This window comes from Streptomyces sp. NBC_01166 (assembly GCF_045039765.1).
GTDB lineage: Bacteria > Actinomycetota > Actinomycetes > Streptomycetales > Streptomycetaceae > Streptomyces.
This window is the reverse complement of record NZ_CP108613.1, coordinates 3174569-3188016: the sequence shown is the minus strand read 5'-3', so window position 1 is coordinate 3188016 and position 13448 is coordinate 3174569. Positions and strand designations below refer to the sequence as shown.

Annotated in this window: 13 protein-coding genes; 8 read left to right on the top strand and 5 right to left on the bottom strand. The window is 72.9% G+C overall.

Features of this window, described 5'->3' with window-relative positions:
- Positions 1–13 precede the first annotated feature (13 nt).
- Positions 14–220 carry a DUF4287 domain-containing protein gene (locus tag OG379_RS14690; RefSeq protein ID WP_405662828.1) on the bottom strand — a complete coding sequence of 69 codons (207 nt, stop codon included), beginning with the start codon at positions 218–220 and terminating at the stop codon, positions 14–16.
- 218 nt (positions 221–438) lie between these two features.
- Here OG379_RS14690 and OG379_RS14685 point away from each other — a divergent pair, with 218 nt between their 5' ends.
- The 3 genes from OG379_RS14685 to OG379_RS14675 are packed head-to-tail and all read left to right on the top strand — an operon-like array spanning position 439 to position 5104.
- Positions 439–945: a hypothetical protein gene (locus OG379_RS14685; protein WP_405662825.1), complete on the top strand. Its 507-nt coding sequence runs from the start codon at positions 439–441 to the stop codon at positions 943–945.
- Positions 946–950: 5 nt separating this feature from the next.
- Positions 951–3668: a substrate-binding domain-containing protein gene (locus tag OG379_RS14680; RefSeq protein WP_405662823.1), complete on the top strand. Its 2718-nt coding sequence runs from the start codon at positions 951–953 to the stop codon at positions 3666–3668.
- Positions 3665–5104 carry an extracellular solute-binding protein gene (locus OG379_RS14675; RefSeq protein WP_405662821.1) on the top strand — a complete coding sequence of 480 codons (1440 nt, stop codon included), beginning with the start codon at positions 3665–3667 and terminating at the stop codon, positions 5102–5104. The genes OG379_RS14680 and OG379_RS14675 overlap by 4 nt, the downstream gene beginning before the upstream one ends.
- A 22-nt stretch (positions 5105–5126) precedes the next feature.
- Here the strand turns inward: OG379_RS14675 and OG379_RS14670 are convergent, their stop codons facing one another.
- Together OG379_RS14670 and OG379_RS14665 are read right to left on the bottom strand one after the other, a co-directional pair.
- Positions 5127–6134, bottom strand: a complete 1008-nt coding sequence (locus OG379_RS14670) for an SEC-C domain-containing protein (protein WP_393765850.1) — start codon at positions 6132–6134, stop codon at positions 5127–5129.
- Positions 6135–6289: 155 nt separating this feature from the next.
- Positions 6290–7696, bottom strand: coding sequence for an MFS transporter (locus tag OG379_RS14665; RefSeq protein WP_405662819.1), 1407 nt, complete (start codon positions 7694–7696; stop codon positions 6290–6292).
- 128 nt (positions 7697–7824) lie between these two features.
- On the opposite strand from OG379_RS14665, the gene OG379_RS14660 reads away from it, so the two are divergent.
- The 4 genes from OG379_RS14660 to OG379_RS14645 all read left to right on the top strand — a co-directional run bounded on the left by OG379_RS14660 (position 7825) and on the right by OG379_RS14645 (position 10577).
- On the top strand, positions 7825–8358 hold the full coding sequence (locus tag OG379_RS14660; RefSeq protein WP_405662817.1) for a winged helix-turn-helix transcriptional regulator: 534 nt from the start codon (positions 7825–7827) through the stop codon (positions 8356–8358).
- A gap of 44 nt (positions 8359–8402) precedes the next feature.
- Positions 8403–8735: a DUF6412 domain-containing protein gene (locus OG379_RS14655; RefSeq protein ID WP_405662815.1), complete on the top strand. Its 333-nt coding sequence runs from the start codon at positions 8403–8405 to the stop codon at positions 8733–8735.
- Positions 8736–8820: 85 nt separating this feature from the next.
- Complete coding sequence (locus OG379_RS14650) at positions 8821–9591, top strand: YidC/Oxa1 family membrane protein insertase (RefSeq protein ID WP_405662813.1); 771 nt, start codon at positions 8821–8823, stop codon at positions 9589–9591.
- A 125-nt stretch (positions 9592–9716) separates the two neighbouring features.
- Positions 9717–10577 (top strand): fumarylacetoacetate hydrolase family protein, encoded by an 861-nt coding sequence (locus tag OG379_RS14645; RefSeq protein WP_362926874.1) that lies wholly within the window; start codon positions 9717–9719, stop codon positions 10575–10577.
- Positions 10578–10647: 70 nt separating this feature from the next.
- Here the strand turns inward: OG379_RS14645 and OG379_RS14640 are convergent, their stop codons facing one another.
- Entirely contained in the window at positions 10648–11127 is a 480-nt protein-coding gene (locus tag OG379_RS14640) for a heme-degrading domain-containing protein (protein ID WP_393765846.1), read from the bottom strand.
- Complete coding sequence (locus OG379_RS14635) at positions 11124–12230, bottom strand: Gfo/Idh/MocA family oxidoreductase (protein ID WP_405662810.1); 1107 nt, start codon at positions 12228–12230, stop codon at positions 11124–11126. Before OG379_RS14635 ends, OG379_RS14640 begins: the two co-directional genes overlap by 4 nt.
- Positions 12231–12286: 56 nt before the next feature.
- Between OG379_RS14635 and OG379_RS14630 the strand changes: the two genes are divergently transcribed.
- Complete coding sequence (locus OG379_RS14630) at positions 12287–13423, top strand: ROK family protein (protein ID WP_405662807.1); 1137 nt, start codon at positions 12287–12289, stop codon at positions 13421–13423.
- Positions 13424–13448: the final 25 nt, after the last annotated feature.

Below are 13448 nucleotides of genomic sequence, written 5' to 3'. Positions count from 1 at the left end.
CCTCGTCGATGCCCTACTCGTCCTCCGCGAGCGTGTGCGCGACCAGGGCGTTGGCGTGGCCGTGACCCATCGAGTGCTCGGTCTTGAGCCAGGAGACGAGCTCCATGTGCCTGGTCAGGGGCGAGGAGCGGACGAGCTCCTTCCACTCCGCGACCGGGCGGCCGTACCTCTTCTCGATCGAGGGGAAGTAGCTCGCCGGGCCCTTCACTGCTTCGGTCATGTTCCCGCTTCCTGTCCGTGAATCCGTCATGGGGTCCGTAGTGATGCTTGTGACTGCCGGCGGGCGCAGAAGTCATCGGTGGACGCGCGACGGCCCCCGTGCGAGTCTCCAGATGAGAGGGAACAAAGGGGTGCCCACTGTCAACACCCGTGAAATACTTCTGTGTTCAGTGACCGGTCCCTCGCGGGGCGAGGGCGGCGGGTTCGATGGGGGCAGGCATGGCGGACGGGGCGGACACGGGCGTGCGGGAACAGGGGCAGGAGAGCATCGAGTTACGGATCAGCCTCAGCGGGACGCACACCCGGCGCGACGACCTCGAAGCCCTGAGCACCTGGCTGAGGAACGCGCCGGTCCTGGAGGACGCGCTGGAGCGGGACGAGGTCACCCTGGCGCGCAAGGACTCGCTCACGCAGGCCGAGGCGATGGGCGGAGAGCTGATCCAGGACATCATCCTGGTCGTCTCCGTCGAGGTGGCGCGCTCGGTGGCCGAGAACGCCTGGCGGTCCGTGGAGACCTGGCTGCGCAACCGGCGCCGGTTCGCCGAGCCCGAGGAGAGGCCGCGCGTCACGCTGGACGGGCCGCCCGAGGGCGCGGGATCCGACCTGAGACGCGACACCGACGACGACGCAGCCCGGGGCGACTCCCGTGACGGGGGCCCGGACGCGGGGCCCGGGTCCGGTGGCCCGAACCGAACGCGCGGTGGCGACGAGCCCGGAGAGGTCTAGCGGCCGTGCCGCCGTACAACGCGCGCGGCGAGGAGAACGGAGCCAAGCGTCACAGGGCCGTACTCATCGGGGTGGAGCACTACAGGGGTGCGCGGAACGACCTGCCGTCCGTCACCACGAACCTCCGCCTCATGCGCGAGGCCCTGACCGACGAACGCACCGGCGTGCTCGCCCCGGAGGACCTCGTCGTGGTCCCCGCGGACGGCGGCGGACCGGACACCACCGTCGATCCGAACGACGCGCGCACCGCGCTCTTCGCCGCCCGCAAGGAGGTCACCGGGCTGCTGGTGGTCTACTTCGCCGGGCACGGCATCGTGCGCCCCGACGGCAGCGACCTCAACCTGATGTTCACCGACTCGGAGGTGACCAGGGACCTGCACCATCCCTTCGTCGGCGCCCTGTCCTGGGACAACGAGGTCATGGGCGTCCTGCGGAACTCCCGCGCCGACTGGGTCGTCGTCATCCTCGACTGCTGCTTCGCCGGTAACGCGCTCCGGGCCTTCCAGCCGGCCGTGGGACAGAATTTCGCGCTGCTCACCGCCGCCGAGCCCGGTGTGGAGGTCCCGCCCGGCGATCCCCGTACCGGTACGGAGTTCACGGCGGCCCTCCACCGGCTGCTGACCACCGCCAAGGGGGAGCCGGTCACCTTCACCCGGCTCGTCGAGGGGATCCGTGAGGCGATGGCGCCCTTCAAGGCCGTCGACGGGCACCCGTGGATCCCCGACGAGCTCCGGCACGGCGACGACGTCGTGCTCGCGCTCGCCACGGACGCGGAACGCCCGACGCCCCCCGTCCCTCCTGGGCCGGTTCCGGCGCCCCCGGACGACGACGTGAAGCCGGCCTCCGTCAAGGGACCGTCGCGCCTCCCGGGCCGCCTGCTTACCGGCTTGGTCAGCCGTATGACGCGTACGGCAGCCGTGGTCCTGGCGGGCGTCGTCGCCCTCGCCGGGGCCGGTGCGTGGTACCTCCTGAGCGGGACCTTCGACGGCCCCTGCGCGTCACCTCTGGAACTGCGCGTGCTCGCCGACCCCGACCTGAAGGCCAGCGTGCAGAAGGCCGCCGACGCCTATCCCAAGCGGGACGGCGACGGCTGCCGGACCGTCGGCATCAACGTGTACGACGCCAAGGCCACGGACGCCGTGGCGGCCCTCCGGTCCTCCTCGCTCTGGCAGGAACCGCCCGCCACCTGCCCGGCCTCCGGCGACTGCCCGCGGCCCCAGCGGGACGTCGGCGCACAGCCGGACATCTGGATCCCGGCCGCCGACAGCGCATGGCAGCGGGCCACGGCCGACGGGGCGAGCGGAGGCACGGCCTCCACCGCGACAGCGACCGGGGCCGACGGCGAAGAGCCCGCCGCTGACGCCGGGAAGAGCGTGGTGGACCTCGACCGGCTGGGCCCCATCGCCTTCACGCCGATGGTCCTCGGCGTGCCGGACACCATGCGTCTGGCGCAGTCCCTGCAGACCGACGACCCGCTCGACGCGATCGTCTCCGGGCTGAAGGAGGACCAGACGGTCGAGATCCTGCGTCCCGACCCCGAGGACACCGAGGGAGCCCTGCTGGCGACCGACGCGCTCTACGCCTCCTCCGGCTCCGGGAGCGTCGGCACGCTCGAACGGAGGATGTCCCAGGTGCTGCGGCCCATGCCCTCCACCGCACGGGAACTGATGTGCGTACTGGCCGACGGAGCCCACAACGACCTGGAGGACCGGGCGGCCGTCCTCGTGCCGGAGCAGACCCTGGCGCAGTTCAACCTGTCGGCGGGCGAGCCGGGCCGGCCCGGCTGCGCGACCGAGGCGCTGGCGCACCGGGTGGCCCACTACCCCTCCGACGTGCCGATGCTGGATCTTCCCTTCGTCCGGGTCACCTGGTCCGGGGCCGACCGGGACGCCGCCGCCCGCAAGGACGCCGTCGAGGACTTCTACGACTGGCTGACCACGGACGCGGACGCGCAGAAGTGCTTCACCGACGACGGTTTCCGGGGCGTCGAGAAGGGTGACCCGGCCCCGCCCGACGGCGATTCTGTGCTGGGCAAGGAGGACAACACCTCGGCCGTACGCGAACAGATCCCGCAGACCGGCCAGGGAGCCGACGTGTCCACGTCGCTGAACGGCACCCTGGACCGCTACCGGGGGGCGCTCGGGCCGGGCCGGGTGCTCTATCTCCTCGACAACTCGACCTCGATGGCCGACAAACGGGTCTGGGACGGCACCGGCGGGGCCAAGGAACTGGTGGCCCGTTCGATGAGCTCCCTGGGTGCCGGGGACTCGTACGGGGTGTGGACGACGGCCGTCGACGAGGAGGAACCGGCCACGGACCTCGTCCCGTTCGGGGCGAACACCAGGGCCGGTGCGCAGAAGACCGTCGCCGGCGCGGGGACCGCCGCCTTCGACGCCCGCATCGCGGCGGGCGTGCGCGAGGCCCTCAGTACCCTGCGCGGCTCCCCCGAGGCGGAGCGACCCCGGCTCCTCGTCCTGGTCACCGACGGCGAGGACTTCGAGGACGTGAAGGAGGAGGAACAGCAGCGGCTGGTCGAGGAGGCGGGGAAGGCTCCGCCGGTCAGGATCGTGACGGTCTCGCTCCAGGACGGCGCCTGCACACCCGGCCGGTTCGGCGAGCGGCTCGCGGAGGCGAGCGGTGGCCGCTGCCTGGACCCCGCCGACGACATAGCGGCGGAACTTGCGGCGGAGGTCGCCAAGACCGGCACGGGGGACGCGGAATGACCTACGGCGACCGTCGCACCAGCCGCCGGAGGACCAGGGCCGCCGTCGCCCTGGCCTGCCTGCTCGCGCTCGTCTCCGCCGCCTGCACGGGAGGGCCCGGGGACATGCCGCAGGACGGCCAGGAGGAGCCGGCGGAAGGCCCCATCGTCGTCGCCAGCGGGCTGGACGTCACCGGCTCCGGCAGCGTGCGGCAGCAACTCGTGGAGGAGTGGAACCGCCTCCACGCCGGGTCGAAGGCCGAGCAGGCCAAGCTCGTCGAGCTGCCCGGCGGCGCCGACCAGCAGCGCAGTCAGCTCCTCGGCGCCCTCCAGTCCGGCAGCGCCCGCTACGACGTGGTGAACCTCGACATCACCTGGATCCCGGAATTCGCCGAGGCCGGACTCATCCGCCCGATGCCGCCCGAGGAGTCCGGCGCCGCCGCCGACGACGCCCTCGACTTCATCCGCCGGGTCCACGCCACTACCGTCTGGAAGGACCGCTCCTACGCGCGGCCGTTCAACACCGATGTGGGGCTCCTCTACTACCGCCCCGACCTCCTGACGGAGGCCGACATCAAGGCGGACAAGCAGCCCAACGCCCACTGGACGTGGGACCAGCTCTACTCCTCCGTCAAGACCCTCGGGCTGAACCCGGTACGGCGCGACGAACGGGCGGGCTGGACGACGCAGTTGAAGCAGTACGAGGGGCTGACCGTCAACACCGTCGAGGCGTTCGCCGACGCCGACGTGGAACTCACCGACAGCGAAGGGAAGTACAGCTCGAACGCCGGAGAGCTCAAGAAAGGGCTCGACAGGCTCCTCGACCGCGTCGCCCGGGGCCGTGTCCAGCCCGCCGCGCTCACCTCCGACGAGACGGCGTCCCTCACCGACTTCGCCGAGGGACGCGCCGTCTTCCTGCGCCACTGGCCGTACGCGTACGGGGCCCTGGGGAGCCTGATGAGCGCGCAGAAGTATGCCGTGAACCGGCTGCCGGGGAAGGCCGTGCTCGGCGGACAGAACCTCGCCGTCACCGCCGACTCGCCCCGCGCCGAGAACGCCCGCGAGCTCATCACCTTCCTGACCTCGCGGGAGAGCGAACGCTGCCTGCTCGACGCGGGCTTCGCGGCGACCCGGGCCTCCGTCTACGGCAGCACCGCGAAGCCTTGCTGGCCCCGGGTCGCCGCCGCGCTCCGGCCGGCGGGCGACGCGCCGAAGGCCGCGGCCACGGGGGAGGGGAGGCCGAAGGGGCAGGGCGCCCAGGCGCGGGCCGCCTACATCCGGATCCTCGGCACGGCGCTGGCCGAGGCGGTGCAGCGGCCGCGCACCCCCTACTACGGCGCGTTCACCCAGGTCCTGCAGTCCCATGTGCACGCGCTGCTGGCCGCGGAGCGGCCCGACACCGACGAGGCCGCCGAGAAGCTCGACAAGGAGCTGCGGGACGTGTTCGCGGGGAAGTAGGGGAACCCCGGGGCCCAGCCCCTCAGTCCGCCCCGTGGCACTCGCGGTACGGACGCCCCGAGCCGCACCAGCACGCCGCGCTCCGCGCCGGGGGCCACGGGACGGCGCGGCCACGGGCCGCCAGCGTCGTGGCGTACTGGGGGAGCAGGTCGGGGTCGGACGGGGACGCGGCCTCCGACGCGGCGAACGCCTCGTAGGAAGGGACCGTGCCGGTCACGATGCCGAGATTCGGCGTGCCCGTGGCATGCAGATCCCGCAACGCCGCCTCCAGGCGCGCCAGATGGTCCTGGTGCGAGAGGTACTCCTGGGCCAGCTCCGGGTAGGCCGTGAGGAGTTCACGCAGCTCGCCCTCGGGCCAGTGCAGCACCGCGACGGGGAACGGGCGGGACAGCGCGCTTCGGTAGGTGCCGAGCTCGGCACGGAGCCGGTTGATCTCCGCCTGCAGCTCGCCCGGGTCCGAGGAGCCCAGGGACCACAGACGCTTCGGGTCGTGCAGCTCGTCGAGGGGGACGGCGGCCGTGTGCAGCGTGTCGGCCAGCTCGTCCCACGCGTCGTGGGCGACGCCCATCAGCCTGCGTACCCGGTGCCGCCCGGTCACCAGCGACTGGGTGGCGTACGGGACTTCCTCGCCCGGCGCGAGGAGCAGCGTCAGCGCGGTCGAGAAGAAGTCGTGGGCCGCCTCCAGCTCGTCGTGCGCTTCGAGCGTCTCAGCGGCGATCTCCCACGGTGCCGCGTCGAGCGGGCCGGCGGCGCGGATGCCGTCGATGATCGCGCGGGCCTCCGCCTCGTGGCCGTACTCCCAGAGGTTGGACGCTTTGAGTGCTTTGACCAGATGCGGGTGATCGATGGTGGTCTCGGCGGAGCCGAGCAGTTCGTCGTAGAGGGTGCTCGCGCGGGCGCGCTCACCGGCGAGCTCCAGATGGGCCGCGGCCTGGAGGAACAGCGGTTCGTGGTCCTCGGGATACTGCGCCGCGGTGCGCAGCAGGCGCTCGGCTTCGGCGATGTGGTCGGCAGGCGTGTCGGGGCGCATGGACCACACGGTACTGCGGGTCGGGTGCGAGGTGAGAGGGCGCGGGCCGGAGTGCTGATGAAGGCCGGAGGGCGCCGGGGAGAACGCCCGGTGCCTGCTCCGGCCGGGGAGGGCCTCAAGGGCGCTCCCGGGCGTGTCCGGTCGCCGGGAGGGCCTCAGCGGCGCTCCCGCAGGAGGAGGACACCCACCGTGGCCGCGAGCGCCATGGCGGCGGACAGCAGCACCGCCCCGTCCGCGCCGGCCGGAGTCGTCGCCACCGCGATCGTCACGGCCACACCGGCCGAGGAGCCGAGATAGCGGGCGGTGTTGTTGGCGCAGGACCCCATGGCCGCGCGCTCCGGCGGCACCGACTCGACGGCGAGCCTGGGCAGCGCCGCGTTGATCAGTCCGCTGCCCGCGCCGGCCACGATCAGGGCAGGGACGAGACGCGCCCACACCGATGGTTCCGTGCCACCCGGTGCGCCGGTCAGGAGCCCCAGCATCGGCAGCACCGCCACCGCGTGGAGCACGAAGCCGGCCGCCAGCTGGTGCCCGGCCGTGATCCGGCCGGTCAGCCGTCGCGCCTGGAGGGCCACCACGAACGACGTGCCGGACCAGAGCAGGAACAGCCAGGCCGAGTCCAGGGCCGACAGCGAGAGCGCGTGCTGGAGCAGGGTCGGGAGATAGCTGAACAGTCCGATCACCGAGAGCCCGGTGAACAGGCCGCCCACCGCCGACGCGAGGAAGGCGCGGCTGCGGAAGAGGGCCAGGTCGATCAGCGGGGCCGCCGCCCGGCGCTCCACCGCGGCGAACACGGCGGTCAGCGTCAGCGCCGCGAGCAGCAGCAGGCCGACCGGTGCGCGCAGCCAGCCCTCCCGGCCGAGCGTCAGGGCCGTCAGCAGCGTGGTCATCGCCAGCCCGAGCACGGCGGCGCCCGCCAGGTCGGGGCGGCCGGCGCGGGGTGCGCGGGACTCCGTGAGCACCCGGAAGGCGAAGGCCCCGGTGACGAGGGCGCCGAGCCCCAGGGCGAGATACGTCAGCCGCCAGTCCACGACGGAGAGGGAACTCGCGAGCAGCGGGCCGAGCGCGATCCCGGCGCTCACGAACGCTCCCCACACCCCCATCGCCCTGATCCGCGCGTGCCCGACCGGGTAGGCCCCGACCAGCAGTCCGAGGCCGGTGGCGAGGATCGCCGCACTCGCGGCGCCCTGGGCTGCCCGGGCGAGGGTGAAGCCGAGGGTGCCCGTGGTGAGGGCGCCGAGCGCGGTGGTGACACCGAGGCCGAGGGTGCCGATCAGGAAGAGCCTGCGGCGGCCGAAGTCGTCGGCGAGGCTGCCCGCGACGAGCAGCAGTACGGCGAGGCCGAGCGGGGCCCCGTTGAGCAGCCAGGCCTGGGCGGCGGGCGGGGTCGCGAAGGCGCCGGAGAGGGCGGGGAGCGTCGTCATCGGCGCCGTGTAGTTCATCAGCGCGACGGCGGTGGCCGCGCTCGTGACGGCGAGGGTCGCGCCGGGCCGGTGCGGCGGGCGGAGACGCGCCGGCCGTCTCAGGTCGGCCGGGGCGGTCTGTACGGGCTGCTGGGTCATGACGTCCCTCCGGGGATCGGCCCACCTGGGGGCCAGGTCCACGCCTAAGGTTCGGTGAATGAACCTACTGGGCCGCCACGCTACCACGAGTAGGTTCATTCACCGAACCGAAGGGGTAAAGTGGGGCCATGGCTCTCGGCAAGGACTACGCGGCCCAGCAGTGCTCGATCGCCCGCGCGCTCGAAGTGATCGGCGAGCGCTGGACCCTGCTCGTCGTCCGCGACGCCCTCTACGGGGTCCGCCGCTACAACGACTTCCTCACCCACCTCGGCATCCCGCGCGCCGTCCTCGCCTCCCGCCTCCAGGCGCTCACCGAGGCCGGCGTCCTGGCCAGGCGGCGCTACCAGGAGTCACCCCCGCGCGACGAATACGTCCTCACCGACAGAGGCGAGGCCCTCTGGCCCACCGTGCGCTCCCTCGGCCTCTGGGGCCGCGAGCACATCGAGGGCTCGAAGCCCCTGCGCCTCTTCTTCCACGCCACCTGCGGCAGCGAACTCGGGGCCTACGGGCAGTGCGCGGCCTGCGGCAACATCCCCGTGCCGCTCGAGGACGTCGAGATGCGACCCGGTCCGGGGCTGGACCCCGACCCGGCCGACCCCGTCAGCCGCGCCCTGCTCACCCCCCGCCGGCTCCTTCAGCCGCTGGAGCCCGATCGTGTATAACGGCTGAAGGACACGTACGAGCGCGAAGCGACAGGGGAGGGCCGATGAAGGACGACATGAACCGTGTACGCCGCGCGGTCGCCCGCCTCTTCCGCCCCGCCGCCTTCCTCGTCCTGTTCCTCACCGAGGTCCTCCTCGCCGAGGGCGGCAGCCTTTCCGCCGCCGTCGCGCTCGCCGCCACCGCGGCCGCCGGCTCGGCGCTCCTCGTCTGCTCCGTCATCAGCGCGCGCTGCGCCGCCCCCGTACCCCGTACGAGAGTGCGCACCGCCATGCGCGACCGCGAGAAGCGCACCGCGTTCCTCCCGCAGCGTGACCCCGACGCCCGGGGACGCACCAGGCCCCGAGCGCCCGGGGCCGCCCTCCTGACGGCCGCGTAGAGGGCACACTTCCACCACCCCTGCGCGGGTCGTCCTGCCGAGTCATTCACTCCCCGGCACGACGAGACCCCCGGAGGGCTCACCCATGTCCGCGTTCATGTCCGCTTTCGCGAGCCTGGTCGGCGCATTCGCCGATCTGCTCCAGCCCCTCTTCCAGGGCGCCTCCACGGCCGCCGCGATCGTCCTCTTCACCGCGCTCGTACGGCTCGCCGTCCACCCCCTCTCGCGGGCGGCGGCGCGCGGGCAGAAGGCCCGCACCAAGCTCCAGCCGCAGATCGCCGAATTGCGCAAGAAGCACGCCAAGAACCCCGACCGGATGCAGAAGGCGCTCATGGAGCTCCACGCGAAGGAGAAGGTCTCACCGCTCTCCGGCTGCCTCCCGAGCCTGCTCCAGATGCCCGCCTTCTTCCTGCTCTACCACCTCTTCTCCAGCCAGAGGATCGGCGGCGACCCCAACTCGCTGCTCGGTCACGAACTCTTCGGAGCCCCGCTCGGAGAGCGCTGGCACAACGCGCTGGCCGACGGGGGCCCCTTCGGCCAGCAGGGGATGGTCTACCTCGCGCTCTTCGTGATCGTCGCCGCCGTCGCCACCTTCAACTACGGACGCACCAAGCGGCAGATGGCCGCCAACCCGATGACCCCGGCCACCGGCCCGGACGGACAGCCCATGCCCGGCATGGGCGCGATGACGAAGGTCATGCCGCTGATGTCCTTCCTGACCCTCGTCTCCGTCGCCTACGTGCCGCTCGCGGCGGCTCTGTACATCGTCACGAGCACCACCTGGACCGCGATCGAGCGCGCCTACCTCTACCGGGAGACCCCGGCCGCCGAGGCCGCGGTCGCGCCCGCCGTGTAGGAGCGTCGGGTCCAGTGTGTGAACAGGGTCTTGCGGAGTGATCCGATGTCTTGGAGGATCGACCGAGCCTTTCGCTGGCCGCAACCCACCGACGGGCTCGATCGCGACCAAGGGGAGATGGACCGTTGAAGCTTCTTCGAGTGGGTACGGCGGGCTCCGAACGCCCCGCGCTGCTTGACCGGAACGGGACTTTGCGTGACCTTTCGGGCCTCGTCACCGACATCGACGGCGAGCTCCTCGCCGACGCCTCGGCACTGGCACGCGTACGGGAAGCGGCACAGACGCCCGACGTCCTGCCCCCGCTCGACGCGGAAGGCCTGCGGGTCGGGCCGCCTCTCGGGCGGATCGGCAAGATCGTGTGCATCGGGCTGAACTACCACGACCACGCGGCCGAGACCGGGGCGGCGATCCCCGAGGAGCCGATCCTGTTCTTCAAGGCCCCCGACACCGTCGTCGGCCCCGAGGACACGGTGCTGGTGCCGCGCGGCAGCCGGAAGACGGACTGGGAGGTCGAACTCGCCGTCGTGATCGGCCGCACCGCCCGCTACCTCGACTCCGCCGAGGAGGCGCTCGGACACGTCGCCGGATACGCGACCTCGCACGACGTCTCCGAGCGTGAGTTCCAGATCGAGCGCGGCGGCACCTGGGACAAGGGCAAGAACTGCGAGACCTTCAACCCGCTGGGCCCCTGGCTCGTCACGGCGGACGAGGTGCCCGACCCGCAGGCACTGCCGCTCAAGCTGTGGGTCAACGGCGAGCTGAAGCAGGACGGCACCACGGCCGAGCAGATCTTCCCGGTCGGCGAGGTCGTGCGCTATCTGAGCCACTTCATGACGCTCTACCCGGGTGACGTCATCAACACCGGCACCCCGGCGGGCGTCGCCATGGGCCGGCCCGAGCCCAAGCCGTACCTCCGGGCGGGCGACGTGGTGGAGCTCGAGATCGAGGGACTGGGCCGCCAGCGCCAGGAGCTCAAGGACGCGTAGGGCCTCTCGTTCGGGAAACGGCTGCGGGGCGGGCCGCCGGGATCACCCGGCGGCCCGCCCCGCACCGCTGTCAGGCCTGGGGGCGCGTCGTGAACTGCTCCAGGGCCTCCACGACCAGGGCGTGGTCCTCGGCCTGCGGCAGTCCCGACACCGTGACCGAGCCGATCACGCCGGCACCCTCCACCGCGATCGGGAACGAGCCGCCGTGCGCGGCGTACGTGTCCGGGTCCAGCCGCGAGGACTCCTCGAACGTGGTGCCCTTCGCCCGGAACCGCGTACCGACCAGGTAGGAGCTCTCCCCGTACCGCTCCACCACCTTCCGCTTACGGTCGATCCAGGCGTCGTTGTCCGCACTCGAACCCGGCAGCGCGGCGTGGAACAGCTGCTGGCCGCCCCGCCGGATGTCGATCGCGACCGGGGCGTGCCGCTCACGGGCCAGCGCGACCAGCAGGCCGCCCAGCGCGTACGCGTCGTCGTAGCCGAAACGCGGCAGCGTCAGACGCCGCTCCTGCGCGATCAGCTCGGAGATGGTCGGAGCGCTGGGGCTCATGCGTGCTGCTCCTCGTCGTGGTGGGGCAGAAGCGTCACGGACACGCCCTCACGCGCCGAGCGCCGTGCCGCCTCCAGGACATCCAGTGCGGCGGCCGCCTGCAGAGCCGTCACCGGGTTCTCACCCTTGCCGCGCAGGGCCGAGGCCACGGCGGCGTAGTACGCGGGATAGTCGCCCGGCAGCGTGCGGACCGGGTCGCCGCCGCCGGTCAGCGGGGACTCACCGGAACCGATCCGCCCCCACAGCTCCTCCGGCTCCTCGCCCCACGGCGCGCCGGCCGCCGGACGCGCGCCCTCACGCAGCGCGGCCTCCTGCGGGTCCAGGCCGTACTTCACATAGCCCGCCTTCGAGCCGAGCACCCGGAAGCGCGGGCCGAGCTGGGCCGTGGTGGCGCTCATGTAGAGGTGCGAGCGCACCCCGTTGCGGTGCGTGATCGCGATGAAGGTGTCGTCGTCGGCGGCCGCGCCCGGGCGGCGTACGTCGGACTCCGCGTACACCTGCACCGCGGGCCCGAACAGTGTGAGCGCCTGGTCGACGACATGGCTTCCCAGGTCGTACAGCAGCCCGCCGATCTCCTCCGGGTCGCCCGACTCGCGCCAGCCGCCCTTCAGCTGCGGACGCCACCGCTCGAACCGGGACTCGAAGCGCTGCACCTCACCGAGCTCGCCCTCCTCGATCAGGCCGGTCAGCGTGAGGAAGTCGTTGTCCCAGCGGCGGTTCTGGAAGACCGAGAGCAGCAGCCCCCGCTCCTCGGCCAGCGCGGCCAGCTCACGGGCCTCGGCGGCCGTGCCGGCGAGCGGCTTGTCCACGACCACCGGCAGTCCCGCCTCCAGCGCCGCCCGCGCGAGCGGGACGTGCGTCTTGTTCGGCGAGGCGATCACGATCAGGTCCAGCTCGTCCGCGCGCGGCCACAGCTCGTCGGGCGAGGCCGCGAACCGCACGTCGGGGAACTCGGCGCGGGCCTGCGCCTGCCGCTCCTCGTTCGACGTGACGACCGTGTCGAGGACGAGGCCCTCGGTCGCGGCGATCAGCGGGGCGTGGAAGACGGAACCCGCCAGGCCGTAGCCGACGAGCCCGACGCGGAGAGGAGCGTTGGCAGTCATGCGATCCACTTAAGCAACGCTGTTGCCAAAGTGCAAGCGATGGAGACAATGGTGCGGTGAACAGGAGCAACAGCAGGAGCGGCGGGGCGAATCTCCCGGCGCTGCGCCACCACAACGCGTCGCTCGTCCTCGACCTGCTGCGCGTCGCCGGTGAGCAGGGCATCAGCCGGCTGGAGCTCGCCGAGCGCACCGGGCTCACCCCGCAGGCCGTCAGCAAGATCACCGCCAGGCTCCGCGCGGAGGGCCTCGCCGCCGAAGCCGGCAGGCTCGCCTCCACGGGCGGCAAACCCCGCACCGTCCTGCGCCTGGTCCCGGACGCCGGATACGCAGTCGGGCTCCACCTGGACCGCGACGAACTCACCGCCGTCCTGGCCGACCTCGCCGGCACCACGGTCGCCACCCGCACCTTCCCGCTCGACCTCGGAGCCCCGGCCGCCGAGGTGCTCGCGACGGCCGCCCACGCGGTGCAGACGGTACGGGCAGAGGGCCCCGGGACTGAGGACCGGCAGGTCTTCGGCGTGGGCGCCGCCCTGCCGGGCCCCCTGGACCACCGGGGCGGAGTGCTGCACCGGGTCACCGGCTTCCCCCAGTGGGACGGCTACCCGCTGCGCGACGCCCTCGCCGGACACATCGGACTGCCCGTCGTCGTCGACAAGGACACCAACGCCGCCGCCCTCGGCCTCGCCCTGCGCGAGCGCGCCGACGCCGACTTCGCCTACCTCCACCTGGGCACCGGGCTCGGCGCCGGCCTCGTCCTCGGCGGCGCCCTGCACCGCGGGGTCCGTACCGGCGCCGGAGAGTTCGGCCACCAGACCCTCCAGCTGGACGGCCCCCCGTGCGGCTGCGGCGGGCGCGGCTGCATCGAGGCGCTCTGCCTGGCCGCCGCCGCCCGCGGCGACATCGCGGAGGCTGCCAGGGTCCTCGGGGCGGGCGCCGCCAACCTGGTCGGGCTGCTCGACATCGACCGGGTCGTCCTCGGCGGCCGTACCGTCGCCGCCGACGAGCAGGCCTACCTGAGCGGGGTGCGCGCCGTCGTCGAGGAGCGTGCCCGGCGCGAGGGTGTCACCGCCGCCGTGCCCGTCACCGTGGCCGGCGGCGGGGACCGGCCCGTCGCCGAGGGGGCGGCCCAGCTGGTGCTCGCCCCGCTCTTCGGCCGGGCGGGTGAGGCCGAGGAGCGGTCCGGCCAGGGCTGATCGGGCGGTTTCCGACGCCCGTACG

Bases quoted from the DNA above. Each gene is read 5' to 3' on its own strand.
- OG379_RS14690 (WP_405662828.1), bottom strand. From the start codon at position 220: ATGACCGAAGCAGTGAAGGGCCCGGCGAGCTACTTCCCCTCGATCGAG.
- OG379_RS14685 (WP_405662825.1), top strand. From the start codon at position 439: ATGGCGGACGGGGCGGACACGGGCGTGCGGGAACAGGGGCAGGAGAGC.
- OG379_RS14675 (WP_405662821.1), top strand. From the start codon at position 3,665: ATGACCTACGGCGACCGTCGCACCAGCCGCCGGAGGACCAGGGCCGCC.
- OG379_RS14670 (WP_393765850.1), bottom strand. From the start codon at position 6,134: ATGCGCCCCGACACGCCTGCCGACCACATCGCCGAAGCCGAGCGCCTG.
- OG379_RS14665 (WP_405662819.1), bottom strand. From the start codon at position 7,696: ATGACCCAGCAGCCCGTACAGACCGCCCCGGCCGACCTGAGACGGCCG.
- OG379_RS14660 (WP_405662817.1), top strand. From the start codon at position 7,825: ATGGCTCTCGGCAAGGACTACGCGGCCCAGCAGTGCTCGATCGCCCGC.
- OG379_RS14655 (WP_405662815.1), top strand. From the start codon at position 8,403: ATGAAGGACGACATGAACCGTGTACGCCGCGCGGTCGCCCGCCTCTTC.
- OG379_RS14650 (WP_405662813.1), top strand. From the start codon at position 8,821: ATGTCCGCGTTCATGTCCGCTTTCGCGAGCCTGGTCGGCGCATTCGCC.
- OG379_RS14640 (WP_393765846.1), bottom strand. From the start codon at position 11,127: ATGAGCCCCAGCGCTCCGACCATCTCCGAGCTGATCGCGCAGGAGCGG.
- OG379_RS14635 (WP_405662810.1), bottom strand. From the start codon at position 12,230: ATGACTGCCAACGCTCCTCTCCGCGTCGGGCTCGTCGGCTACGGCCTG.